The sequence below is a fragment of the Marinobacter sp. bablab_jr008 genome (genome assembly GCF_016464145.1).
In the GTDB taxonomy this organism is placed as follows: domain Bacteria; phylum Pseudomonadota; class Gammaproteobacteria; order Pseudomonadales; family Oleiphilaceae; genus Marinobacter; species Marinobacter nauticus.
The window spans coordinates 87,715-110,412 of sequence record NZ_JACDWW010000054.1 but is presented as its reverse complement, the minus strand read 5'-3'; the positions used below and the strand labels follow the sequence as shown (position 1 = coordinate 110,412).

Sequence of the window (22,698 nt, the reverse complement as noted above, 5' to 3'; positions counted from 1 at the left end):
TTCAGGGCAGCACCACCTTGTAGGGTTTAACGATTACTTTTTCATACACGCCGGCATCGACATAGGGATCGGCATCGGCCCAGGCCTGAGCTTTCTCCAGCGATTCGAACTCAGCGATGACCAGGCTGCCACTGAAGCCTGCTTCGCCAGGATCGGGCGAATCAATGGCCGGATGGGGGCCGGCTACCAATAACCGGCCTTCGGCCTTGAGCTGTTCCAGTCGGGCCAGGTGGGCAGGTCGGGCTTCTTTGCGCAGGGGCAGGCTGTTGGCGATGTCTTCGCTGATGATGGCGTAATACATGGGTTCTCCGATCTGTGATCAGCTGAGGTTAGGGGCACTGCCTGAAGGCTGATACACTGGTGCCCGTTTCGTTATTCAGGATTGTTCGTGACTATACCCCAAGACTCCAGAACGTGCATTGATCTGCATTGCCATAGCACGGCATCCGATGGCGCGCTGTCTCCAGAGGCCCTGATAGCCAGAGCCGTTGAGCAGGGGGTTAGCCATCTGGCATTGACCGATCATGACACCATCGCAGGTCTCGAGGTGGCGAGAAGTGCGGCGTCAGGTTCCGTTTTGTCCCTGATTAACGGTGTGGAGCTTTCCTGTGTCTGGCGCAGTCATACCATTCATGTGGTCGGGCTCGATTTTGACGAACGTGATCCTGCGTTTCTCGCCGCACTTGAGCGCCAGAACGAAAACCGCTGGCAGCGAGCTCGGATGATAGCCGACAGGCTAAGCCGCCTGAACGTGGACCAGCTTCTTGAGCGGGCGACGAAAGTGGCCGGAGGGGACGTGCCCGGGCGCCCGCATTTTGCCGAAGTTCTGGTGGAAGACGGTGTTGTACCCAAGGTGGCGCACGCGTTTAAACGGTATCTGGGAACTGGCAAGCCAGGAGATGTAAAGGCGTGTTGGCCGGAGTTGCCGGAGGTGGTGCAATGGATCGTGGCGGCCGGCGGGATTGCTGTGCTGGCGCATCCCAGGAAATATCGTCTCACAGCAACCCGTTTACGGGCATTAACTGCGGATTTCGGCCGTGCCGGAGGGCAGGGCATTGAGGTGTCAGTGTCGGGCCAATCCAGTGGCGATCTGGGTTTTGTGGCCGAGCTGGCGCGGCGGGAAAAACTCTGGGCCTCTCAAGGCAGTGATTTTCACTTCCCGGGAGCTCCCTGGTGTGAGCTGGGGCGCATAATGAAAATGCCAGAGGGGCTGGAGCCCGTCTGGCATCATTTTCGGCAACCGATTGAAGCCTGAGGCTTCAATCCGGCGCGTGGAACAACAGGTAGAGGTCGGTCAGCGAGTCCGGGATGGCCTCTGCCATCTTGGCTGACAGCTTCTCGTCATTCCGGACTTTCTGGAAGTCCTCGTCCTCAAACAGGCCGGACAGTGTCAGCATCGGCACCATAAGGTCCGCCACTTCATCCTCATCCGCAGCCTGAAGCCAGGCCTCCTCGTGCTCGAGGAAGGTATCGACAAAGCCCGCGCACCAGTTTTCCAGAGCGTTCATCGGGTCGCCGTCTTCTGGCTCCGGCAGCTCCAGTGGCTGGCCCATATCCAGGGCGTAGGCCATATCCCGTGCAAGCTCATTTACACAATGGGTAAACGTGTCGGGAATGCCGGTATCCGGCAACTGATCTGTGCCTGTGGCAAGGCGGAAGAGGTCTTCCGCCTTCAGGCTGACCGGCCCGATCACGCTGGCACACACCACGCCATGGAACCCGAAAAAGTCCAGGGCATGATCTCCCCAGGGTTCTGCGAACAGAATGTCTTCCAGCGCTTCGATGTCCGAGTTGCTCAGCATGATCAGTTACTCCCGGCCTGCTTGGCCTCTTCTGCCTTTTTGGCTTCTTCGGCCGCGCGTTGGCGCTTGCGGACCTCTCTTGGGTCATTATAGGCCCGGCCCGGAGTCACCGGGATAGCTTCCGATGCACTGGCTTCCTGAGTCTCTTCTTTCTGCTGCGCTGGCTTTTCGGTGGCCGGAGCTGGCTCGGCTTTTAGGGGCTCTGCAGTCTGCTCCGGTTTGTCAGCGGGTTTTTCGCTGTTGGATTCGGCCTGCTTCTCGGGCGCGGTATCTACTTCAGGCTCGGTTTTAGCGGCCTCGGCTTTCTGTTCCGGCGCCTTGTCGGCTTTATCCTCGGCAGCCTTCTGATCAGAAGCCGCGCCGGTTTCCGGCTCAGACGCCTTCGGTGAGTCAGCCTTGGCTTGCCGGGGTGCCTTGGCCTCTGCCTTGACCGGTTCTTTGTCTTCGGCTTTGGCAGGCTCGGCGCTGGCCTTTTCTGCAGGCTGCTCGGCTTCTGTTGCGGTGACCTGCTCGGTACGCTGAGGCTTGGCGGCCTGTTTCTGCTCGGCTTCTGCCGGCAAGCTCTCCTTGTCACCCTTGTCTTCGGCAGCACCGGATTTTTCAGCGCTATCCGCAGAGCGAGGCTTGCGCTGGCGGCCTGAGCTGCGGCCTCTGCGGCCGTCAGACTTCTCTTTGCGGCTGCTCTCATCCTTTGCTTCAGGCTTGTCTTCTGCTGAGGGAGCCTCTTTCTGCTCGGCCTGTTCGGTTTTGGTCTCCGGCTTCTCGGCCATTTCCTGTTGTTCAGGCTTGCGGCTCTCTGGCGCAGTTTTGGTTTCCGGCGTTGTTGCGGCCGGTTGCTCGGCTTTATCTACGCGCGACTCACTGGCTTTAGCGTCCACAGGAGCTGTCTTGTCAGCCGCTTTTTCCGGCTGGGTATCTTTCTGGTGCTTCTCGCTGCGTTCCGCTTTGCGTTCTGCTGGCGTTGATGCCGGAGTCTCGGCGGGCGAGCCGTCCCGGTTACGTTGTCGGCGTGGTTTGCGTTGCTTGTCGTCACCGCCCTGCTTGTCGTTGGAAGGTCCCTTCTGGGATTCCTGCTGTTCCCGGTTGTCCTGCGGGCCTTTCTGGTCGCGCTGGGGACGGTTCCGGTTCTGGCCGCGGCTCTGGGAGTCCTTGCGGTTGTCCCGGCGGTTGTCATTGCCCTTGCTGTCGCCAGAGCGGTCGTCCCGGTTGGAACGGTTCTGGCCACCACGTTCACCGCGATTCTGATCGTCACCACGGCCACCACGATTGCGGCCCCGGTTGTCATCGCCACGGTTCTGCTGGCTACCCTGACGGCGATCATTGCCGCTGCGGTTGCCGCCGGTGCGTTGGTCATCGCGGGCAACGCGGGATTTGCGGCGATCCTGGCGGGCCTGGTTGCGACGCTCTTCACTCCGGTTCCGGTTAGTGTCGCGGTTGGCTTCCTGCTCCGGTTCTTCACCCCGGAAGAAGCACGCGATCTTCTTGCCCAGTTTGCGGAACAGGCCTTCTTCCTGCTCAGCAGCAGCCGTTGGCGCAGCGGCTGTCGGTGCTGGGGCTGGCGCAGAGGGGCGGATAGCTTTCACGGCGGCCTGTTCGCGCACCGGTTTCTCGGCACTTGCAACTTCTACGGCTGCCTCTTCCTCGCGCTCGCTGTACTGTTGAGCTACCTGATGGCTGGAGACATGCTCTGGAGAGGTTTCGTCCTGACGCAGGCGCAGAATCTCGAAGTGCGGCGTTTCCATGTTGGGCACAGGTGCGACCACAACCGCTACGCCCTGGCGGGCTTCAATGTCGGCCAGCTGCTTGCGTTTTTCGTTCAACAGGAAGGTGGCCACAGAAACCGGCACCATGGCTCGTACTTCTGCGGTCTTCTCCTTGGAGGATTCTTCGTAGATCAGGCGCATGATGCTCAGCGCCAGAGATTCGATACCCCGGATGGTGCCCTGGCCTTCACAGCGCGGGCAAACTTCGCTGCGGGTCTCGCCCAGTGAGGGGCGCAGACGCTGACGTGACATTTCCAGCAGGCCGAAACGAGAGATCTTGCCAACCTGAACGCGGGCCCTGTCGAGTTCCAGCGCTTCACGCATCTTCTGCTCGACTTCCCGCTGGTGTTTGGCTGGCGTCATGTCGATGAAGTCGATAACGATCAGGCCGCCCATATCCCGCAGGCGCAGTTGGCGCGCGATTTCTTCGGCCGCTTCAAGGTTGGTCTGCAGGGCCGTTTCTTCAATATCCTGGCCTTTGGTGGCCCGTGATGAGTTGATGTCAATGGACACCAGGGCTTCGGTCGGGTCGATGACAATCGAGCCGCCGGAGGGCAGTTTCACTTCGCGCTGGAACGCCGTTTCGATCTGGCCTTCGATCTGATAACGGCTGAACAGGGGGATCTCGTCTTTGTACAGCTTGATCTTGTTTTCGAAGGTGGGCATGACCGCACGAACGAAGCTCAGAACGTCTTCGTACACGCTTTCGGCGTCGATCAGGACTTCGCCGATGTCCTGGCGGAGGTAATCGCGCACGGCGCGGATGATCACATTACTTTCCTGATGGATCAGGAAAGGAGCCTTGCGCTCGCCGGCCGCCTGGGTGATGGCTTCCCAGAACTGTACCAGGTAGTCGAGGTCCCACTGGAGCTCTTCGGTGGTGCGGCCAATGCCGGCCGTACGCACAATAATGCCCATGGACTTCGGCACCTGAACGCCGTTCATCGCTTCTTTCAGCTGGGTCCGTTCTTCGCCTTCAATGCGGCGCGAAATACCACCGGCGCGGGGGTTGTTGGGCATCAGCACCAGGTAGCGGCCAGCCAGGGAGATAAAGGTGGTCAGGGCAGCGCCCTTGTTGCCACGCTCTTCCTTGTCGACCTGAACGATCACTTCCTGGCCTTCGGAGACAACATCCTTGATGTTGATTTTGCCCTCAATCTGCCCGGGCGACTTCTTGAAATACTCTTTGGAGATTTCTTTCAGGGGCAGGAAGCCATGGCGCTCTGCGCCAAAGTCAACGAAAGCCGCTTCAAGGCTGGGTTCTACCCGGGTAATGCGGCCCTTGTAGATGTTGGCCTTTTTCTGTTCGCGGGTACTGGATTCGATATCAAGGTCGAACAGCCGTTGGCCGTCAACCAGCGCGACGCGCAACTCTTCGGGATGAGTTGCATTGATCAACATTCTTTTCATGGAAAGAAAGGGTTCCTGTCGTTTGTTGGTGACAGAAAACCGGGGGGATTCGCATCAGCGAAGCAGGATGTGCGTGCCGCGGGCCCTTTACAGCAGGCAGGCCGGCGGCCAGACGGATCATACCCTTATGGGGTGCAATCCTGGGTGTCTGAGACCACCGCCGACATCCCGCCTGCCGGTGGGCAGGTCGAGGTCGAATAGGGTGAGAGTCTGTTGACGCATAATATCCGTTTCAGGTTCACACAAGCCCCTGGGTCTCACGTCGTATTGGTTTGCTGGACGGCCCGGGTTTGCGTGGCAATGATTCTTCGCGATGTCGCCCGACGGTTTTCCAGTCGGTTTTCCTCTCCCGGAGCAGGTAACAGCCTTTCTCGGTCTGGCCTGTGATTCCGGGAGTCTGTTTCCCGCTGCATCCGTTAATGATTGGTTTTGCAGCGTTCAAACTCTTAATCAGTATCGGTATACTGCTGCCGCTCCGGCTTCTGACCAGAGTTCGTCAGGCCGTAGACAAACGGCAGAGCACGCCGGAATATAACAGGTACGGCGTAGTCAGACAACTCCCAAATTGCGTCTGTCCCGGTTCGCGGGGCGGGCATACGGCACCGCAGGTCATCAACGCAAGGATTTTCATGTCGCGCACCCCCGATTCCCGCAAGTCAAAGGGCCGTCGCCCCGCCACGGACAAAGCCCGTGGTGTCGGAAAATCTGCTGTCAAAGCGGGGTCTGAGCGTGCTCCGGGGAAGGTGGCGACAGAGGTTCAGTGGATTACCGTTGATGAGGATATGGCAGGGCAGCGGGTGGATAATTTCCTGCTTGCACGATTGCGGGGGGTGCCCAAAAGCATTGTCTACCGCATTGTCAGAAAGGGTGAGGTGCGGGTAAACAAGGGGCGTGTAAAGCCTGATACCCGTCTTAATCCGGGGGATGTGGTCAGAATTCCGCCGCTGGTGCAGCAGGCCAGGGCGGAGCAGCCCAAGCCCGGCAGTCGGGTGCAGGGGGTTATGGAGGCTGCGGTCGTTTTCGAAAACGATGAAATGCTGGTGGTGAACAAGCCCTCCGGTATAGCGGTTCATGGCGGAAGCGGACTGAGTTTCGGTTTGATTGAAGTGTTGCGGTCGGCCCGGCCGGAAGCCAGGTTTCTGGAGCTGGTTCATCGTCTGGATCGCGATACGTCTGGTCTGGTAATGGTGGCTAAAAAGCGTTCCGCGTTGCGGTTTTTGCAGGATGAGCTGCGGCAGAAGCGGATTCGCAAGTATTACCACGCTCTGGTGGTCGGCAGTTGGCCGGAAAATGTTGATCGTGTTGCTGAGCCGCTGTTGCGTTTTGAGATGCCTAATGGCGAGCGTCGGGTTCGGGTCAGTGAGGAGGGCAAGAGTTCCCTGACTTTGTTTACCTGTTTGCAGCGATTTCAGGGGTATAGTCTTGTTGAGGCATCGCCGGTGACCGGCAGGACTCACCAGATTCGGGTACACAGTGCCTGGGCGGGTCATCCGATTGCGGGCGATGACAAGTATATGGATGATGCGAGCCTGAAAGCTTTCCGGGCCATTGGTGGGCAGCGCTTGATGTTGCACGCCAGGGCTCTTGAGTTTTCGCTTCCGGGTTCGGGTGAGCCCATGCGGCTGGAAGCAGTATACGACGGGCCCTTTTCCGGGGTGCTCGAAGAATTGACCAAGCGAAGCGGGAAGCGGTCTTGATGAAGGTAAAAGTCGTTATTTTTGACTGGGACGGAACGCTGATTGATTCAGTGGACCATATCGCTGACAGCCTGCACCAGGCGGCAACGGAGCTGGGGTATCCAGAGCTGGAGCGAGAGGCCTATCGCGACATTATTGGTCTGGGCATGATTGAGGCGCTGGAGAAGCTGTATCCGGGTCTGAGTCGTGAGGAGATGGTTCGTATTCGTGAAGGTTATGCCGGTTACTTCTTCAAGAAGGTGACCACGCCCCAGAATGTGTTCGACGGCATGGCCGATGTGGTTGCCGATCTCCGGGGTTCCGGGCGTGGGTGTTCGGTGGCGACTGGCAAGAGTCGGCGGGGTCTTGAATTGGCGTTGACCTCCAGTGGTCTGGGGTCGCATTTTGATATCACGCGCTGTGCGGATGAAACCCGGTCCAAGCCGCATCCGTTGATGCTGGAGGAAATCCTGGCGTTCTACGGCTATGAACCGGAAGAGGCTGTGATGATTGGCGATACCCGTTACGATCTGGAGATGGCTCAGCGTATTGGCATGCCCTCCATCGGTGTGGAGTGGGGGGTGCATAAGCGTGATGTGCTTGAGACCTATGATCCTCATGCAGTGGTGAATTCAGTGGCGGACCTCCGGAAGGTGTTGGGTCTGCGCTAACAGCAGGACGTTGCAAGTAAGGAAGACGAATGAGCGAGTGGGATTCGGATAAGCAGTCGGAGTGGGGCGACAAGCCCGTTGAGTCAGAAGCCCGGGGCGCCCGAGGTGGCTTGTTTGGCAGCAGGAAGCCGTCGATGCCGCCGGAGACGGGGCGTGATTGGCGTCTGATTGAAAAGCTGGTGATGTCATTGCAGGCGGAGCAGCGGCGCAGTCGTCGTTGGGGTATTTTCTTCAAGCTGCTCACGTTCGGATATCTGTTTGCGCTGCTGTTCATGATTCGTGCGCCCTTCGGAGAAGGCGTCGGGGCCACAGTGGGAAGCCATACCGCGCTGGTAGAGGTGAATGGCCCGATTGCTGCTGATGAGCTGGCCAGTGCAGATAACCTGGTCGGGGCATTGCGTGCCGCGTTTGAGGCCGAGAGCTCGAAGGCGGTTGTGCTGCGGATTAACAGTCCGGGTGGCAGTCCGGTGCAGTCCGGCTATGTCTATGATGAGATCAAGCGGTTGAGGGAGGAATATCCCGACAAGAAGATCTACGCGGTGATTTCTGATATTGGTGCATCGGGCGCTTATTACATTGCCGCAGCAGCCGATGAGATATACGCCAACCGGGCCAGTCTGGTCGGATCGATTGGTGTAGTGGCCGGTGGTTTTGGCTTCACTGAGGCGATGGAAAAGATTGGCGTGGATCGTCGTCTTTATACCGCAGGTGACAACAAGGCTTTCCTGGACCCGTTCTCGCCGGAGCAGGAGGAAGAGGTTGCGTTCTGGCAAGGCGTGCTTGAAAACACCCATAAGCAGTTCATTGAAGCGGTCAGGCAGGGGCGGGGCGATCGCCTGGCGGATGATCCCCGGCTGTTCAGTGGTCTGGTCTGGAGTGGTGAGCAGGCGGTAGAGCTGGGGCTTGTAGATGGTCTGGGCAGTTCATCCTGGGTCGCGCGCCAGTTGGTGGGCGAAGAGGAGCTTGTCGATTACAGTCGCAGCCGCTCTCCTTTTCAGAAGTTTGTGGATCAGCTGGGGGTCGCCGTTGGTGAAGGTGTCGCAACCCGGTTGATGGAGTCACGACTGGAGCTCCGATAAGTTGCCTCGGGCATCAGTCCAGCAATGGATTGATGCCCAGCTCTCTCAGTATACGGGTGAGTGCAATCAGCGGCAGGCCGATCAGGCTGTTGGGATCGTCGCCCTGAAGGCGGCTGAACAGGGCGATGCCAAGACCTTCCATCTTGAAGCTCCCCGCGCAGTCGTAAGGCTGCTCTTTCTGCAGGTAGCCTTCAATTTCCTCTTCCTGTAAGTCCCTGAAGTGCACCTCAAACGGTTCGCAGTGAGTTTGAAGGTTGCCGCTTCGGGTATCCAGAACGGCCAGACCGGTGAGAAAGCGCACCCGGTTGCCACTGCTTCGCATCAATTGCTGTTTTGCTGTGTCGTAGTGGCCGGGTTTGCTCAGCAGGCTGCCATCCGGTAATGCCGCCACCTGGTCAGAGCCGATGATGATATGGTCCTGAAAGCGCGGGGCGAGAGCTTTTGCTTTGCTTTCTGCAAGTCGGACGGCCAGGGCTTCGGCTGCTTCTCCTGGAGTGGGTGTTTCGTCGATGTCGGGGCTGGCAGTGTCGAACGCAAGGTCGAGCCGGGCCAGCAATTGCTTTCGGTAGGGTGAGGAAGAGGCCAATAGCAGCTTGGGAGGAAGCATAGGGTTTCAGGTCCGGTCGGTTGGATATGGGGGTTCTTTCGGGCTGATATCGTAAAATACCCCTATTCCGGGCGAAAGGCCCGGTAGAAAGTCGATTAAGTCTTTGACAGAGGCGGGTCTCGCCCCTAAAATTGCGCGCCTATGTCCAAAGCGCCGATCGTCGAACTGCCCAGATCTGTCGACCCAAACAAGTTGGCAGAGCAGAACACAACGCTTGAAGGGGTGATTCCTTTCAGGGGGCTTTCTCGTTTTCGTGAAGCTGTGCCGGGACTGCCAGAAGATGGTGAGTGCAGCGTAAAGCTGTCTTTCTATCGGGATGGGGAGCGTCGCCGGATAGTGTCGGGTGAGTTGTCTGCGCCGGTCATTCTGGAATGCCAGCGCTGCATGGGTGACATGCAGGTGACTCTGGAATCCCGTTTTGATCTCGGTCTGGTCATCAGTGATGAGCAGGCGCAGCGGTTGCCGAAAGCGTTGGAGCCATTTCTGGTAGAGGATTTCAACGCCGATCTCTGGGCAATGGTGGAAGACGAGTTGCTTCTGGTGCTGCCGCCATTTCCGCTCCACGAGCGGGAAGAGTGTCCGGCAAAAGAAGATCTTGAAGCGCTCGAAGTGCCCGAGGCTACCGAAGAGCCCGAGACAGAGCAAAGAAAAGAGAACCCGTTCAGTGTTCTGGCGGGACTTAAGACGACAAAGCATTAACGTATTCGAAAATAGGTCAGGAGCATAACCATGGCTGTACAGCAAAATCGCAAAACTCGTTCAAAGCGTGGCATGCGCCGTTCACACGACGCACTGAGTGCTGCTGCTCTGTCTACCGACGCAACAACTGGTGAAGTTCATCGTCGCCATCACGTATCTCCAGACGGTTTCTACCGTGGCAAACAGGTAGTTGAGGCTCGCGACGAGTAATTCGTCGGGGATTTCTTCTGACCTGTGCCGCATGGACGAGTGGTGAACACGCCGGTCACCATTGCCATTGATGCTATGAGCGGTGATCGCGGTGCCGCGGTTGTCGTCCATGCTGCGCTGGAAGCAGTACGTGAAAACGAGGCCTTGAGTCTTGTTCTGGTGGGAATCCGGAGCGAGCTCGAGGCTTTGTTGCATGAGGGGCATGCTCGTATTCGAATTGTTGAGGCTGCCGACGTCGTTCGTATGAACGAGCGGCCTTCCCATGCCCTCCGCCACAAGAAAAACTCCTCTATGGCCATTGCGCTCAGTCTCGTGCGGGACGGAGAAGCGCAGGGCTGTGTCAGTGCCGGAAATACCGGTGCGCTGATGGCATTCGGTCGCTCGATCATTCGAATGTATCCCGGGATTGAACGTCCTGCCATCGCAAAGCTGATCCCCTCTCTGCGTGGCCGCTGTCATGTCCTGGATCTTGGGGCCAACGTCGATTCCACAGCGGAGAATCTTTACCAGTACGCCCTGATGGGGTCCCTGATGGCATCCGCTATCTGCCGCCAGTCTGAGCCACGGGTGGCGCTGCTGAATGTCGGTGAGGAAGAGATCAAGGGTAATGAACAGGTCCGGCTCGCATCACACATGTTGGCCCAGTGCGACACTATCAACTACATCGGTTATGTCGAGGGAAGTGACCTTTTTCGCGATGTCGCCGATGTTGTAGTGTGTGACGGTTTCGTGGGCAATATAGCCCTCAAGACCGGAGAGGGGGTTGCCGGCCTGCTGATCGAATTACTGGAACAGGCATTCACACGCTCCATGTACGGTCGTTTTGTGGGCTTGCTGGCCCGGCCGATTATCGGGCGACTTCTGCAATTGATGGACCCTTCCAGGCACAATGGCGCCAGTCTGCTCGGATTGCAGGGTGTGGTCATCAAGAGCCACGGCAATGCCAATGAGCGGGCGATGCTGGCGGCGATCCGGCAGGCAGTTCGTGAAGTTCAGCTGGAAGTGCCACGAAGGATCAACGAAAGACTCGATGATCTGATGTTATGATCCCTCCTCGTTATCGGGAGCGCGACTAAAGTCGTCCCGCATCCCGGCTCTTATTCGCGGATAATTGGCCCTGATTGTACTATTGGCTAATCTTCAGTAACCCTTCATTGACGATAAGATTCCGCTTATGAAATCAGCGTTTGTTTTTCCCGGACAAGGTTCCCAGTCAGTCGGCATGTTATCTGCTGCCGCTGAAGCGTGGCCGATGATCACCGAAACGTTTGACGAGGCGTCCAACGTTCTTGGCTTTGACCTGTGGCATCTTTGCCAGCATGGCCCCGCCGAAGAGCTCAATAAAACCATGGTTACTCAGCCTGCTCTGCTGACCGCAAGTGTTGCGCTGTGGCGGCAGTGGTGTGTATCTGACGGCCCCCGGCCGGATTTTGTTGCTGGCCACAGTCTGGGTGAATACAGCGCCCTGGTGGCGGCGGAAAGCCTGGATTTTATTGAAGCTGTAAAGCTGGTTCAGCTGCGCGGTGAACTGATGCAGGATGCCGTGCCTGAAGGGCAGGGGCGTATGGCGGCCATTCTGGGTCTTGAGGACTCGGATGTGGTGTCGGCGTGTGAGGAGTCTGCTGAAGGTGATGTGGTTGCCGCAGTGAATTTTAACGCGCCGGGCCAGGTGGTTATTGCCGGTAGCGCAGCGGCCGTTGAAAGGGCCATTGAAGCCTGCAAAGCCAAAGGTGCCCGCAAGGCCATGCCGTTGCCGGTTTCGGTTCCCTCCCACTGTGCGCTCATGAAGGGGGCGGCGGAACAGTTGGCTGAAGCCCTTGAGGATATTCGGTTTAACGATGCTGTCATTCCCGTTGTCCAGAATGTCAATGCTGAGCCGGCAAGGGATGCAGAGGTGCTGAAAGCCAATCTGCTCAAGCAGCTATACTCACCGGTGCTGTGGACAAACTCGGTACAGCGGCTGTCTACCGAAGGGGTGGGTGTGGCTGTTGAGTGTGGCGCCGGCAAGGTACTGGCCGGTTTGATCAAACGTATCGATCGTTCTCTGCCGGTTCACGGCATCGAGAGTCCTGATTCTCTGGCTGAAGCCCTTAAGGCCTTTGGTCAGTCCTGATTACACGGAGTGAATTATGTCTTTGGAAGGCAAAGTTGCATTGGTAACCGGCGCCAGTCGAGGCATTGGCAAAGCCATTGCTCATGAACTTGCCCGGCAGGGAGCCGAAGTGGTGGGTACCGCGACCAGTGCCGAGGGGGCCCAGGCCATTACCGATGGCCTGAAAGAAGCGGGTTTCAGTGGCTATGGCATTGTTATGAATGTGGCAGAGCCCGAGAGCATCGAGGCTGGCCTCAAGCAGCTTGCCGAGCAATCAGGTGCGCCCCTGATTCTGGTCAATAATGCCGGCATCACCCGTGATAACCTTCTGATGCGCTTGAAAGACGATGACTGGTCTGAGGTTCTGGAAACCAACCTGTCCAGCGTCTATCGCACCAGCAAGGCGGTATTGCGTGGTATGGCGAAAGCCCGTTGGGGCAGAATCATCAATATCAGCTCAGTGGTTGCTGGTATGGGAAATCCCGGGCAGGGCAATTACTGTGCGGCGAAGGCCGGTGTTGAGGGTTTTACCCGTAGCCTGGCCAAGGAAATGTCTAACCGCGGTATCACGGCGAACTGCGTGGCACCTGGTTTTATTGACACAGACATGACCAAAAAACTGGACGATAAGCAGCGTGAGGCTATGCTGGAAATCATACCGGCTGGTCGCCTGGGGTCGCCGGAGGAGGTTGCCGCTGTGGTGGCTTTCCTGGCATCGGACGGCGCCGCTTACGTAACCGGAGAAACCATTCATGTGAATGGCGGCATGTACATGGGTTAAGTCCGTTCCGGGCTGGTGTGCAACCCCTTGTCGCACAACATGTTTGACAGAATCCCTGCTTGTTTGCAGGTGGGGTTTAAACTAAACTGGCAGCCATAGAGTTGCTTGGTTGACACATAAAGTGAGGACATTATGAGTACAGTTGAAGAGCGCGTTAAGAAGATTGTTTGTGAGCAGTTGGGCGTGAAAGAGTCCGAAGTTCAGAACACATCTTCTTTTGTAGAGGATCTTGGCGCTGACTCACTGGACACTGTTGAGCTGGTTATGGCCCTGGAAGAGGAATTCGAGACTGAGATTCCTGACGAAGAGGCCGAAAAGCTGGGCACCGTTCAGGACGCGATCGACTACATTGTCGCGCACACCTGATACCCTGCGAATCAGATAGCCAGGCAAAAGCCGTCCTTTGGGCTTATTGAAGGACGGCTTTTTTATTGGTCGGACATTGGCCAGCAGTGAACCATCAGAGACGGAACAATCGGGTGATTGGGGATATGAGCAAGCGACGGGTTGTCATCACGGGAATGGGTATGCTTTCTCCGGTGGGGAATGATGTGACGTCTTCCTGGGAAGCCATTCGTGCCGGACGCAGTGGCATCGGACTGATTGACCGCTTTGACGCGTCCGAGTACACCACTCGCATTGGCGGTGCCGTCAAGGATCTTGATATCGAGCCCTGGTTGTCCAGCAAGGAAGCGCGAAAGCTGGATGCCTTTATTCACTATGGCCTGATTGCAGCGCAGCAGGCGGTAGATGACAGCGGCCTTGAGCAATACAGCAAGCTCGACAAGGAGCGGGTAGGGATTGCCATAGGTTCAGGTATCGGTGGCCTGGAATACATCGAAAAGAACGTTCTTCAGATGGATAAGGCCGGCCCGCGCAAGGTTTCGCCGTTTTTTGTGCCGGCATCCGTCATCAATATGATTTCCGGTAATGCGGCGATCCGTTTCGGCTACAAGGGGCCGAATATTGCGATCGTGACCGCCTGTACCACTGGAACACACAATATCGGCTATGCCGCCAGAACCATCGCCTACGGCGATGCCGATGTCATGCTGGCCGGCGGCTCTGAAATGGCGACCACACGCAGCGGCGTGGCGGCATTTTCCTCCGCCCGGGCCCTGTCGACCCGCAATGATGAGCCGGAAAAGGCCAGTCGCCCCTGGGATCGTGACCGTGACGGCTTTGTACTCAGTGATGGCGCCGGCGTTGTGGTTCTGGAAGAGCTGGAACACGCCAGGGCGCGAGGAGCAACCATTTACGGCGAAGTCATCGGCTTTGGCATGAGTGATGACGCCCATCACATCACGGCCCCCCCGGCCGATGGTGAGGGCGCGGCGCGCTCCATGCGAAATGCCATCCGCGATGCCGGCATCAGCCCGGATCTGGTCGGATACATCAATGCCCATGGAACCTCTACTCAGGTTGGCGATGTGGCTGAGGTGGCTGCAGTCAAATCGGTGTTTGGCAGCCATGCGGAAAGACTGGCCATGAGTAGCACCAAATCCATGACCGGACATCTGCTGGGCGCCGCGGGTGCCGTTGAGGCTATATTCTCGGTGTTGGCAGTCCGGGACGGGGTGTTGCCGCCTACCATCAACCTTGATCATCCGGATGAAGGTTGTGATCTGGACTTTGTGGCGCACAAATCCAGAGATGCCGATGTGAAGGTCGCGCTGTCGAATTCGTTCGGCTTTGGCGGCACCAACGGGACCCTGATCGTCAGCCGCTACGAGGGTTGAGCCCGGGTGTTGAAGCTCTACTGGGCAGACGACGACTGCCTGCTCCCTGGTGACCGGGGGCTGGCATATGGAGATGGCCTGTTCGAAACCATCAGGGTGAACGGGGATTCCGCGCCTTTGCTGGTCTATCACCTTGACCGGTTGGTGCGGGATGCCGGGCGCCTGGGTATTTCTCTGAGTCGGCCCGAACTTGAGTCTGCGGTTGCCGGCGCAATGCAGCGCTATGGGGCCATTCATGGCGGCAGCCACTGGGTGCTCAAGCTGGTGGTAACCCGTGGCAGCGGTGGCCGCGGGTATCGGCCGGCAGCTGATGTCAGCCCTCATCTGTATCTGTTCCATTCCGTTCTTCCTCCGCTGCCGCCCGAAACCGGGGTCATGGTGGACTTCTCCCGGGTACCGTTGACGGTCAATCCACTCCTGTCTGGCATCAAGAGCCTCAATCGGCTGGAGCAGGTTATGGCGGCCCGGGAAATGAAGGATCCAACATTTGAGTTGCTGATGACCAACGCGGCAGGGCATGTGGTTGAAGGTACCCGGACCAATTTATTTCTGCATGGCCCAGATGGTTGGAGAACGCCTCCGGCGGCCTCGTTGGCGGTTTCCGGTGTGATGCGCCGAAAAGTGATCGAATGCCTGCATGCCGCGGGTGAGCCTTTCCGGGAATGTGAGCTGCAGGTGGAGGACCTGCTGGGCCGCGAATGCCAGGGTCTGTACCTGACCAACAGCGTGCTTGGAGTTGTTCCGGTTCGCAATCTGGCGGGCCTTGATTTGCCTGTGGGCAACCGGCTTGCGACAATTTGCGATCCTCATAAGCGACCGGATTGATGCGCGTGTTCAAAAAGCTACTCGTAGGTATTGTTGCTCTTGCTGTTCTGGCGGTTACCGGCAGTGGTCTCTGGCTCTGGCAGGGTTTGAAAACACTTGAGACCCCGGTTGTCCTTGACGAGCCGACCCTGTTTTCTGTCGAGCCCGGCACGGCGTTTGGCCAAGTGGCGCGGGAGCTGGCTACGCAAGGGTTTGTGGATGACCCGCTCTGGTTGCGAATTCACGGGCGCCTGAACCCAGAGCAGACCCTGATCAAGGCGGGAGACTACGAGTTCACCTCTGGCATGACCCCTGTCGACATGATCAACCTGATGGTGGAAGGCAAGGTAAAACTCTGGTCCGTGCAGTTTATCGAGGGCTGGACCTTTGCCGAGATGCGGGCAGCGCTGGCGCGCACCGACAGGCTCACCAGGCAGACCACCGATTGGACGGATGAGGAAATCATGGCGGCTCTGGGAGCCGAAGGGCAGCATCCCGAAGGCTGGTTTTTCCCGGATACCTACCTGTTTCACAGTGGTGAAACCGATCTCGATGTTCTCAAGCGCGCCTACAACATCATGACCGGGGTCCTTGAGGAAGAATGGCAGAACCGTGAGCAAGGGCTCCCGTATGATAGTCCCTATGAGGCATTGATCATGGCCTCGATTGTGGAGCGCGAGACCGGAGTGGCCGGCGAGCGACAACAGGTGGCCGGTGTGTTCGTCCGGCGCCTGCAGAAGGGGATGCGCCTGCAGACGGATCCAACCGTCATCTATGGCATGGGTGACAAGTACCGGGGCCGGATTGGCCGTAGTGACCTTCGTACCTGGACGCCCTATAACACCTATCGCATTGATGGCCTGCCGCCAACGCCTATTGCGTTACCGGGACGAGAATCCATTCATGCCGCGTTGCATCCGGATGACGGCGATGCCCTGTACTTTGTCGCCCGGGGGGATGGCAGTCACAAGTTTTCCCGTACGCTTGCCGAGCACCAGAAAGCCGTGCGTGAGTTCCAGCTGAACCGCCGGGAAGATTACCGTTCATTCCCGGCCCCGGATTCAGAAACCAGCAGTAACGGAGAGCAATGATTTTGGCCAGAGGGCGATTCATTACATTCGAGGGTACCGAAGGGGTTGGCAAGTCAACACAGCTGGATAACGCTGCGAAAACCCTGGAACGGCTTGGTATTGATTACATTGTGACCCGTGAGCCAGGTGGCACCCCTATGGCAGAAAGCATCCGTGAGCTGTTGCTGGCCCCCAGAGAGGAGTCAGTACACGAAACCACCGAGCTGCTGCTGATGTTTGCCGCCAGGGCTCAGCACCTCCATAACAGAATCCTCCCGGCACTTTCCGCCGGTAAGTGGGTTCTCTGTGACCGGTTTACCGATGCTACCTTCGCCTATCAGGGTGGTGGTCGTGGCGTTGCCCGAGAACGGATTGCGTTGCTGGAGGCTCTGGTTCAGGGTGAGGTGCGTCCGGACCACGTTATTCTGCTGGATGCACCTGTGGAAACCGGTATGGCTCGTGCTCGAAAGCGCGGTGAGCTTGACCGGTTTGAGCGGGAGGCGCAGGCATTTTTTCAGCGGATACGGGAAACCTATCTGGAGCGCGCGACGGAAATGCCCGGGCGCTACCATGTGGTAAACGCCGCCTTACCCCTCGAGCAGGTATCCGAGAGTGTATCAGCCCTCCTGACCGCATTGGCAAAACTGCCGGTTTCTGACTGACAGCAGACAGATCGCTGGCGAATCCCGGTGTTTTCGTGCACTTTTTGTAATGTTCTGCTTTAATTGAGGAACATTCTCGATAACGGCTTTCAGTAGTAATGCTCAACGCGAAACTTTTGAAGCTACCCACGGCTGCCCAACAGCATCACCATGAACACCACCAGATCGTGGTCGGTGTGCGCGGGCAGGCGGAGCTGAGCATTGATGGATCCGGTGCCTGCCTCGACACCTGGAAAGCCTGTCTGGTACCTACAGAGGCGCGCCACGATTATTGTGGTGATCAGCAAAACCACGTGCTGGTCATCAATGTTGATCCCTTCTGCGCAGCACTGTCGACACCACTGCACTCGGACTACGACAAGTTGATGCGGCTGTTTGAGAAGCCGCGTACGGTACAGATGGATAACCGTATTCAGGGGTTGGTCCAGTTTGCCGCCGGTGAATTCGACCGTTCACCGGATAACCGGGCGCTGCATCAGCACCTCGCCGCCAGTATTCTCCATTGCATGGCTGAGCGCATCGTCGACCGCCCCCCCGTTTCCAGTAACAGAAACAGTCTCAATCCCGAGGACATCCGCCGCTATATCGTCGGCAATCTTCACCGCAAGATAACCGTCCAGGATCTGGCCGGTGTCGCATGCCTGAGTGTGAGCCGGTTTCATGAGATTTTCCGGCAGGTTACCGGGACTACGCCGCATCAGTTTCTGCTGCAAACCCGCCTCGATCAGGCGGTTGGACTACTCTCCTCGACCTCGCTTTCGGTTTCTGAAATCAGCTATCGCACCGGCTTTTCATCGCAGAGTGCGCTGACCAACGCGCTCAGAAAACATCGGGGCATTACACCTTCCAGGCTACAACTGAATGAACATGTGGCCTGATTCAGGCGTGGATTCGTAGGTTTTGACGTCAGTCCCGTAGGATTCTGCAAAATAATCGTAGGATTTTGTAAGCCTCGAATCCGTAGTAATACTAATTTATATCGCCCGAGGACCGAGGCTCCGGAGCTGAGCTGGCTGGTCGCAAAGATCTGGCGATCAGCTATATTCAATGAGGAATCCCGGCAAGTTGATTCTTGCTACAGGTCTGACGAATCCGAGACATACAAAAAAACGGCACACAGTGCCGATCTTTGATCTGGTGTTGTGCCAATCGAGCGGATCTTATCCGACTCATAAAACCGGAGGAGCCATATGGCTATTGGAGTTTGGATCAGTCTATTTGCGTATTTCGCCCTGATGATCGTAATTGGCCTCTGGGCCATGCGCACATCATCAGCCACTGCTGAGGATTACATGCTGGGGGGCCGTGCCCTCAGTCCTAAAGTTGCGGCGTTGTCAGCCGGCGCATCAGATATGAGTGGGTGGTTGCTGGGTTTGCCCGGCGCCCTCTATGTTACCGGTCTGGCCTCGGCCTGGATTGGTATCGGTCTGTTTGTTGGTGCTTTCATCAACTGGGTTGTGGTTGCACCCCGGCTGCGGGAGCAGACCGTGCATTATGGCAATGCACTCACCATCCCGGCGTTTCTGGCCAACCGTTTCCCAACCAAGGCTCTGCCGCTGCGCACAGTATCCGCCATCGTTATCGTGCTGTTCTTCGCGGTTTATACCGCCTCTGGCCTGGTTGCCGGCGGCAAGCTGTTTGAAAGCGCCTTCGCTGGTATCTTTAACTTCGGTGGCATGAGCGACTACGCCGCCGGTATTGTGATCACCCTGGGTGTGGTGCTGGCGTACACCGTGGTCGGCGGCTTCCTCGCGGTGAGCATGACGGACTTCGTGCAGGGCTGCATCATGATGCTCGCTCTGGTCATCATGCCTGCAGTAGTGCTGTTTGGCGAAGGCGGTGGTGGTTTCGCCCAGGCTTCCGAGACCCTGAACAGTGTGGATCCAACGCTCCTGTCGTGGACGGAAGGGCTCACGGTGATTGGCTGGTTGTCGGCGGTTACCTGGGGGCTCGGCTATTTCGGCCAGCCGCACATCATCGTACGTTTCATGGCTATCCGTACCGTGGGTGAGGTAGGGACTGCCCGTAATATCGGTATGTCCTGGATGGGCATCTCCCTGATTGGCGCGATCGCGCTGGGTGTGTTTGGCCGTGCCTACGCTGTACGTAATGGCCTGGACGTTGCTGATCCGGAAACTATTTTCATTGTTCTGTCAGATCTGCTGTTCCACCCGCTGATTACCGGTTTCCTGTACGCCGCGCTGCTGGCGGCAGTCATGAGTACCATCTCCAGTCAGTTGCTGGTTTCCTCCGCCTCGCTGACCGAAGACTTCTACCGTCTGTTCCTGCGCAAGGAAGCCACGGATAAAGAGTGTGTCAATGTTGGCCGGGCCTGTGTTGTGGCGGTTGGCCTGGTGGCAGCCTTTATCGCGTCTGATCCGGATTCCCAGGTTCTGGGACTGGTCAGTAACGCCTGGGCGGGCTTCGGTGCTGCCTTTGGTCCGCTGATCATTCTGGCTCTGACCTGGCCGCGTACCAACGGTGCAGGCGCACTGGCTGGCCTGATTGTGGGTGCAGCCACCGTGATGATCTGGATCTCTCTGGGCTGGAACGGTGAGTTCATGGGTGGCCCGGGTGTGTACGAGATTATCCCGGGTTTCATTGCTGCGTTTATCGCTATCGTTGTGGTGACTCTGGCCACTTCTGATGCCGGTGAGTACCAGCACATCGAACGGTGATAATTCACCTGCACTGAATAAGGGGCTCCTTCGGGAGCCCTTTTTTTTGTCCTTGAATAATGGAGTGTCGCTGGTCATGGGTTTGTGTGTCAGGACCAAAAAAAACGCCAGCCCGAAGGCTGGCGTTTTCAGATCAGAGGTAGGCTACCTCAGAAGATCTCAGGCTACGGAAGCCTCAGATGCCTTCTGGGTGTACTCTTCCATCTGGTCGAAGTTGAGATACTTGTAGATCTCTTTGGACATGCTGTTCAGGTCCTTGGCGTACTCCATGTACTCCGCCGGAGTCGGGAGTTTGCCCAGTACCGCGCCCACAGCAGCCAGTTCCGCAGAAGTCAGGTACACGTTGGCACCATCACCCAGACGGTTCGGGAAGTTACGGGTAGAGGTAGACAGAACCGTTGACTTCGGTGCTACACGTGCCTGGTTACCCATGCACAGGGAGCAGCCCGGCATCTCGGTGCGAACACCGGCGGTGCCGTAGGTATTGAAGTAGCCTTCTTCCATCAGCTGCTGCTGGTCCATCTTGGTGGGCGGAGACATCCACAGACGGGTGCTCAGGGCGCCCTTGTGTTGCTCCAGCAGCTTGCCAGCGGCACGGAAATGACCAATGTTGGTCATGCAGGAACCGATGAACACTTCGTCTACCTTGTCACCAGCCACTTCTGACAGGAACTTGGCATCGTCCGGATCGTTCGGGCAGCACACGATCGGCTCTTTGATGTCAGCCAGATCGATTTCGATCACGTGGGCGTATTCCGCGTCTTTATCAGCACGCATCAGCTTCGGATCCTTCAGCCACTCTTCCATCTGCTGGGCGCGACGCTCCAGGGTGCGCGGATCGCCGTAACCTTCAGCAATCATCCAGCGCAGCATTACGATGTTGGAGCGCAGGTACTCAGCCACGGAGTCTTCCGACAGGTTGATGGTACAACCGGCAGCGGAACGCTCGGCAGAGGCGTCAGACAGTTCGAATGCCTGCTCAACGGTCAGATGTTCCAGACCTTCGATTTCCAGGATGCGGCCGGAGAATTCGTTGATCTTGCCTTTCTTCTCAACAGTCAGCATGCCTTGCTTGATGCCGTACAGCGGGATGGCGTGTACCAGGTCACGCAGGGTGATGCCAGGCTGCATTTCGCCTTTGAAGCGAACCAGAACCGATTCCGGCATATCCAGCGGCATAACGCCGGTTGCAGCGGCAAATGCCACCAGGCCGGAACCAGCCGGGAAGGAGATGCCCATCGGGAAACGGGTGTGGGAGTCACCACCGGTACCTACGGTGTCCGGCAGCAGCATGCGGTTCAGCCAGGAGTGGATGATGCCGTCGCCCGGACGCAGGGAAACACCGCCACGGGTGCGGATGAAGTCCGGCAGGGTGTGCTGCATTTCAACGTCAACCGGCTTCGGATAAGCGGCGGTGTGACAGAAGGACTGCATTACCAGGTCTGCCTGGAAGCCCAGACACGCCAAGTCTTTCAGCTCGTCACGGGTCATCGGGCCAGTGGTGTCCTGGGAGCCTACGGTCGTCATGTGCGGCTCACAGTAGGTGTTCGGACGAACGCCTTTGCCTTCCGGCAGACCACAGGCCTTGCCAACCATCTTCTGGGCCAGGGTGAAGCCCTTGTCGCCAGCTTCAGGATCTTTCGGCAGACGGAAGATGTCAGTAGCGCCCATGCCCAGAGCCTGGCGGGCCTTGTTGGTCAGACCACGACCGATGATCAGCGGAATGCGGCCGCCGGCCTGAACTTCGTCCAGGATCACATCAGACTTGAACTTGAACTCAGAGATGGTCTCGCCGGCTTCGTTCAGGATCTTGCCTTCATACGGGCGAATTTCAATTACGTCGCCCATGTTCATGTTGTCGACCGGGGCTTCGAATACCAGGGCGCCGGCGTCTTCCATGGTGTTGAAGAAGATCGGGGCAACCTTGTTACCGATACAGACACCGCCGGCACGCTTGTTCGGCACGCCCGGGATGTCTTCACCGAAGAACCACAGAACAGAGTTAGTGGCAGACTTACGGGAAGAACCGGTACCAACTACGTCACCAACGAAGGCAACGGGCAGGCCCTTGGCCTTGATTTCGTCGATCTGGCTCATCGGGCCGGTTACGCCGGGCTCTTCCGGCTTCAGGCCGTCACGTTCCATTTTATAGGCAGCGCGGGCGTGCAGCGGGATGTCCGGGCGGGACCAGGCATCCGGGGCCGGAGACAGGTCGTCGGTGTTGGTTTCGCCGGTAACCTTGAACACCACCATTTTGGTGCTCTCGGGAACCTTCTTCTTGTTGGTGAACCACTCGGCGTTGGCCCAGGACTCAACCACGGACTTGGCAACGGCGTTGCCTGCGTCCATCTTTTCCTTCACATCGTTGAAGGCGTCGAACATGAGCAGGGTTTTCTTCAGCTGCTCACCGGCCAGCTCGGCCAGGTCGCTGTCGTCCAGCAGCTCAACCAAGGTCTCGATATTGTAACCGCCCTGCATCATGCCGAGCAGCTTTACGGCGTATTCTTTGCTGACCAGCGGGGAAGTGGCCTCGCCCTTGGCGATGGCAGACAGGAATGCAGCCTTAACGTAGGCAGCTTCGTCTACGCCCGGCGGAATGCGGTTTTCCAGCAGGTAAACCAGGGTTTCTTCTTCACCGGCCGGCGGGTTCTTCAGCAGGTCAACCAGGGCGGCGGTCTGCTCGGCGTTCAGGGGCTTGGGGGGAATACCCAGGGCTTCACGTTCGGCAACGTGTTCACGATAGGCTTCTAACACGATATGGACCCTCATCAGTTGGAATGTTCCGCGCTGTGGGCGTGGTGCCCGGCGGGAGTTTTTTGGCGAAAAGGCCGCAGGAGCCTCTGAATAACGCCTCAAATCACTGATGGGGTTTCAGGATTTATTCAGAGACTCCTTGATCTGGCGCTGCATTCTATAGGAAACCCCTTATAAAGTTAAGTTGGACAGAGGTCGGAG

21 protein-coding genes are annotated in these 22,698 nt (G+C 57.7%); 16 read left to right on the top strand and 5 right to left on the bottom strand.

Annotated elements, in window-relative coordinates; translation table 11 throughout:
- Nucleotide 1: 1 nt before the first annotated feature.
- Nucleotides 2-301: a YciI family protein gene (locus JIF53_RS07800; protein ID WP_011785354.1), complete on the bottom strand. Its 300-nt coding sequence runs from the start codon at nucleotides 299-301 to the stop codon at nucleotides 2-4.
- 87 nt (nucleotides 302-388) lie between these two features.
- Between JIF53_RS07800 and JIF53_RS07795 the strand changes: the two genes are divergently transcribed.
- Nucleotides 389-1,255 (top strand): PHP domain-containing protein, encoded by an 867-nt coding sequence (locus JIF53_RS07795; RefSeq protein ID WP_199452189.1) that lies wholly within the window; start codon nucleotides 389-391, stop codon nucleotides 1,253-1,255.
- A gap of 4 nt (nucleotides 1,256-1,259) precedes the next feature.
- On the opposite strand, the gene JIF53_RS07790 is transcribed toward JIF53_RS07795, so the two are convergent.
- The gene (locus JIF53_RS07790) at nucleotides 1,260-1,802 is read right to left on the bottom strand and encodes a YecA family protein (RefSeq protein WP_199452188.1); all 543 of its coding nucleotides are present in this window, start codon (nucleotides 1,800-1,802) and stop codon (nucleotides 1,260-1,262) included.
- A 2-nt stretch (nucleotides 1,803-1,804) separates the two neighbouring features.
- Complete coding sequence (gene rne, locus JIF53_RS07785; protein ID WP_199452187.1) at nucleotides 1,805-4,975, bottom strand: ribonuclease E; 3,171 nt, start codon at nucleotides 4,973-4,975, stop codon at nucleotides 1,805-1,807.
- Nucleotides 4,976-5,604: 629 nt separating this feature from the next.
- On the opposite strand from rne, the gene rluC reads away from it, so the two are divergent.
- From rluC to JIF53_RS07770, 3 genes are read left to right on the top strand one after another with little or no spacing between them, the layout of a single operon-like run.
- Entirely contained in the window at nucleotides 5,605-6,672 is a 1,068-nt protein-coding gene (gene rluC, locus JIF53_RS07780; RefSeq protein WP_206769539.1) for a 23S rRNA pseudouridine(955/2504/2580) synthase RluC, read from the top strand.
- Nucleotides 6,672-7,322, top strand: coding sequence for an HAD family hydrolase (locus tag JIF53_RS07775; protein WP_023009931.1), 651 nt, complete (start codon nucleotides 6,672-6,674; stop codon nucleotides 7,320-7,322). The genes rluC and JIF53_RS07775 overlap by 1 nt, the downstream gene beginning before the upstream one ends.
- A 29-nt stretch (nucleotides 7,323-7,351) precedes the next feature.
- Entirely contained in the window at nucleotides 7,352-8,401 is a 1,050-nt protein-coding gene (locus JIF53_RS07770; RefSeq protein ID WP_121206808.1) for a S49 family peptidase, read from the top strand.
- Between the two features lie 13 nt (nucleotides 8,402-8,414).
- Here JIF53_RS07770 and JIF53_RS07765 read toward each other — a convergent pair whose 3' ends face one another.
- Nucleotides 8,415-9,008 (bottom strand): Maf family protein, encoded by a 594-nt coding sequence (locus JIF53_RS07765; RefSeq protein ID WP_121206807.1) that lies wholly within the window; start codon nucleotides 9,006-9,008, stop codon nucleotides 8,415-8,417.
- Nucleotides 9,009-9,149: 141 nt separating this feature from the next.
- Here JIF53_RS07765 and JIF53_RS07760 point away from each other — a divergent pair, with 141 nt between their 5' ends.
- From JIF53_RS07760 to putP, 12 genes are all read left to right on the top strand, one after another.
- Nucleotides 9,150-9,707, top strand: coding sequence for a YceD family protein (locus tag JIF53_RS07760; protein ID WP_121206806.1), 558 nt, complete (start codon nucleotides 9,150-9,152; stop codon nucleotides 9,705-9,707).
- 30 nt (nucleotides 9,708-9,737) lie between these two features.
- Nucleotides 9,738-9,917, top strand: coding sequence for a 50S ribosomal protein L32 (rpmF, locus tag JIF53_RS07755; protein WP_011785345.1), 180 nt, complete (start codon nucleotides 9,738-9,740; stop codon nucleotides 9,915-9,917).
- 42 nt (nucleotides 9,918-9,959) lie between these two features.
- Nucleotides 9,960-10,964 (top strand): phosphate acyltransferase PlsX, encoded by a 1,005-nt coding sequence (plsX, locus tag JIF53_RS07750; protein ID WP_014421134.1) that lies wholly within the window; start codon nucleotides 9,960-9,962, stop codon nucleotides 10,962-10,964.
- Nucleotides 10,965-11,091: 127 nt separating this feature from the next.
- A complete protein-coding gene (gene fabD / locus JIF53_RS07745; protein WP_153740325.1) occupies nucleotides 11,092-12,030 on the top strand; it encodes an ACP S-malonyltransferase in 939 nt (312 codons plus the stop codon).
- Nucleotides 12,031-12,046: 16 nt separating this feature from the next.
- Complete coding sequence (gene fabG, locus JIF53_RS07740; RefSeq protein ID WP_011785342.1) at nucleotides 12,047-12,790, top strand: 3-oxoacyl-ACP reductase FabG; 744 nt, start codon at nucleotides 12,047-12,049, stop codon at nucleotides 12,788-12,790.
- Nucleotides 12,791-12,922: 132 nt separating this feature from the next.
- Nucleotides 12,923-13,156 carry an acyl carrier protein gene (gene acpP, locus JIF53_RS07735; RefSeq protein WP_008938713.1) on the top strand — a complete coding sequence of 78 codons (234 nt, stop codon included), beginning with the start codon at nucleotides 12,923-12,925 and terminating at the stop codon, nucleotides 13,154-13,156.
- Between the two features lie 125 nt (nucleotides 13,157-13,281).
- Complete coding sequence (gene fabF, locus JIF53_RS07730) at nucleotides 13,282-14,529, top strand: beta-ketoacyl-ACP synthase II (RefSeq protein WP_153740324.1); 1,248 nt, start codon at nucleotides 13,282-13,284, stop codon at nucleotides 14,527-14,529.
- Nucleotides 14,530-14,535: 6 nt separating this feature from the next.
- Complete coding sequence (gene pabC, locus JIF53_RS07725) at nucleotides 14,536-15,354, top strand: aminodeoxychorismate lyase (protein ID WP_153740323.1); 819 nt, start codon at nucleotides 14,536-14,538, stop codon at nucleotides 15,352-15,354.
- On the top strand, nucleotides 15,354-16,424 hold the full coding sequence (gene mltG, locus JIF53_RS07720; RefSeq protein ID WP_153740322.1) for an endolytic transglycosylase MltG: 1,071 nt from the start codon (nucleotides 15,354-15,356) through the stop codon (nucleotides 16,422-16,424). The genes pabC and mltG overlap by 1 nt, the downstream gene beginning before the upstream one ends.
- Nucleotides 16,421-17,065, top strand: coding sequence for a dTMP kinase (gene tmk, locus JIF53_RS07715; RefSeq protein WP_153740321.1), 645 nt, complete (start codon nucleotides 16,421-16,423; stop codon nucleotides 17,063-17,065). Before mltG ends, tmk begins: the two co-directional genes overlap by 4 nt.
- Before the next feature lie 98 nt (nucleotides 17,066-17,163).
- A complete protein-coding gene (locus JIF53_RS07710; protein ID WP_011785337.1) occupies nucleotides 17,164-17,943 on the top strand; it encodes an AraC family transcriptional regulator in 780 nt (259 codons plus the stop codon).
- 312 nt (nucleotides 17,944-18,255) lie between these two features.
- On the top strand, nucleotides 18,256-19,743 hold the full coding sequence (gene putP, locus JIF53_RS07705; protein WP_199452186.1) for a sodium/proline symporter PutP: 1,488 nt from the start codon (nucleotides 18,256-18,258) through the stop codon (nucleotides 19,741-19,743).
- A gap of 159 nt (nucleotides 19,744-19,902) precedes the next feature.
- On the opposite strand, the gene acnB is transcribed toward putP, so the two are convergent.
- Nucleotides 19,903-22,497, bottom strand: coding sequence for a bifunctional aconitate hydratase 2/2-methylisocitrate dehydratase (acnB, locus tag JIF53_RS07700; protein WP_199452250.1), 2,595 nt, complete (start codon nucleotides 22,495-22,497; stop codon nucleotides 19,903-19,905).
- Between the last annotated feature and the right edge of the window lie 201 nt (nucleotides 22,498-22,698).

Coding starts and splice junctions, on each gene's coding strand:
- JIF53_RS07710 (WP_011785337.1), top strand. CDS start 17,164: ATGCTCAACGCGAAACTTTTGAAGCTACCCACGGCTGCCCAACAGCAT.
- JIF53_RS07760 (WP_121206806.1), top strand. CDS start 9,150: ATGTCCAAAGCGCCGATCGTCGAACTGCCCAGATCTGTCGACCCAAAC.
- JIF53_RS07790 (WP_199452188.1), bottom strand. CDS start 1,802: ATGCTGAGCAACTCGGACATCGAAGCGCTGGAAGACATTCTGTTCGCA.
- JIF53_RS07775 (WP_023009931.1), top strand. CDS start 6,672: ATGAAGGTAAAAGTCGTTATTTTTGACTGGGACGGAACGCTGATTGAT.
- rpmF (WP_011785345.1), top strand. CDS start 9,738: ATGGCTGTACAGCAAAATCGCAAAACTCGTTCAAAGCGTGGCATGCGC.
- putP (WP_199452186.1), top strand. CDS start 18,256: ATGGCTATTGGAGTTTGGATCAGTCTATTTGCGTATTTCGCCCTGATG.
- JIF53_RS07765 (WP_121206807.1), bottom strand. CDS start 9,008: ATGCTTCCTCCCAAGCTGCTATTGGCCTCTTCCTCACCCTACCGAAAG.
- fabG (WP_011785342.1), top strand. CDS start 12,047: ATGTCTTTGGAAGGCAAAGTTGCATTGGTAACCGGCGCCAGTCGAGGC.
- JIF53_RS07770 (WP_121206808.1), top strand. CDS start 7,352: ATGAGCGAGTGGGATTCGGATAAGCAGTCGGAGTGGGGCGACAAGCCC.
- tmk (WP_153740321.1), top strand. CDS start 16,421: ATGATTTTGGCCAGAGGGCGATTCATTACATTCGAGGGTACCGAAGGG.
- fabF (WP_153740324.1), top strand. CDS start 13,282: ATGAGCAAGCGACGGGTTGTCATCACGGGAATGGGTATGCTTTCTCCG.
- mltG (WP_153740322.1), top strand. CDS start 15,354: ATGCGCGTGTTCAAAAAGCTACTCGTAGGTATTGTTGCTCTTGCTGTT.
- acpP (WP_008938713.1), top strand. CDS start 12,923: ATGAGTACAGTTGAAGAGCGCGTTAAGAAGATTGTTTGTGAGCAGTTG.
- rne (WP_199452187.1), bottom strand. CDS start 4,975: ATGAAAAGAATGTTGATCAATGCAACTCATCCCGAAGAGTTGCGCGTC.
- fabD (WP_153740325.1), top strand. CDS start 11,092: ATGAAATCAGCGTTTGTTTTTCCCGGACAAGGTTCCCAGTCAGTCGGC.
- JIF53_RS07800 (WP_011785354.1), bottom strand. CDS start 301: ATGTATTACGCCATCATCAGCGAAGACATCGCCAACAGCCTGCCCCTG.
- rluC (WP_206769539.1), top strand. CDS start 5,605: ATGTCGCGCACCCCCGATTCCCGCAAGTCAAAGGGCCGTCGCCCCGCC.